The 1234-nt window shown below is 43.5% G+C and carries 1 protein-coding gene; it reads left to right on the top strand.

The genetic code is table 11. The annotated features are described in order from the left end of the window. Positions 1-128: 128 nt before the first annotated feature. A partial coding sequence (locus tag FNE76_RS08030) for a PBECR3 domain-containing polyvalent protein (protein WP_456237339.1) occupies positions 129-1234 on the top strand: 1106 nt, incomplete at its 3' end.

Below are 1234 nucleotides of genomic sequence, written 5' to 3'. Positions count from 1 at the left end.
CTTAATATCCCTAAAAAGCCCGTAATAGCGATTCTGCTCATCTTGGTAGAATTTGGCCACAATAAAGGGGTGTCGGTCTTAAGTTTAAGGGCAAGAGAGAGCTTGTAAGAGAGATTGACGCACACCAAGTGTTACACACGCTCAAACAACATGGCGATGCGATTAAGGAAGCCAAACGGGGACAAATTGCGGTAACTTTAGAGGACATCGCCCATTACCAAGAGTATCTTAAAAACCCCGATTTTAAACACATACAAGAAGAGAGTGGGCGTATTGTGTATGCCAAACAGATTAATGGCTACGCGGTAGTGATTGAGGAAGCCTTAAGCGGGCAAGATAAGTTAAGATTTTTTGATATGTGGAAGTTAAAGGGGCAACTCAATAAAGAAGTTCTGCTATCCCATAGCCAACGCCCTAACACGACTCCAAGCCTTGATCTTGAAGGCTATATGCCTAGCAGTGGAGCTAACCCTACCACCCCAGAACTTAAGAATCAAGCCCAAACCCTCTACACCCAAGCCCAAGAGCAAGAGGGTGGGTTTAAAACATTGTTGGAGGGGCTTAAAGAGCCTAGTGCGCATTTAGAAGCCAATAGCGTCTTAAAGAGTGTGGGGAGCATTGAGAGCAAGATAAAGCGCAAGAAGGGAGATATAGGGGCTATCAATGACTTTTTAAGAGGAGCAGTGATTGCGCCCAATAGAGAATATTTAGACTCCCAACTTGTTGGCATTACCAAACATTTACAGACACAAGGCATTCCCCATAGAATCGAATACAAGGCGAATGACAGCGGGTATAAGGGTGTGCATATCCAGTTTAACTATAACGGGGTAGCCAGCGAGATACAGCTACACACTGCCCAAAATTGGGAGATTAAAAAGCAATTAGACGAGATTTACCATATTTTGAGAGAACAGACCATTAACCCCACACTTAGCAAAGACGAAATGCAAGAGCTCATTGAAAAAAGTAGGACTCTTGCTCAGGCTTTAGAGTTAGATATTAAGGATTTCGCCTCTTTTGAGGTGATTTCTACGGAGTTTTCAGGCTCTGCAATATCTGTAAATTCTAAAAACGAAGCCACAGAGGGGAATTTAACCCACATCTTGCGTTTAAAGTCAAATTCAAAGATGCCTTCTTCACCAGGGGCAGACACTGCATACAACCGCCCCGATTCTGTGTTGCGTGAGAACGCTAATTTTTCAGGTGGCAAGGGGAATAATTTATCTTCAGG

The organism is Helicobacter mehlei (assembly GCF_007280785.1).
In the GTDB taxonomy this organism is placed as follows: Bacteria; Campylobacterota; Campylobacteria; order Campylobacterales; family Helicobacteraceae; genus Helicobacter; species Helicobacter mehlei.
This window is presented reverse-complemented; position numbering and strand designations above follow the sequence as displayed.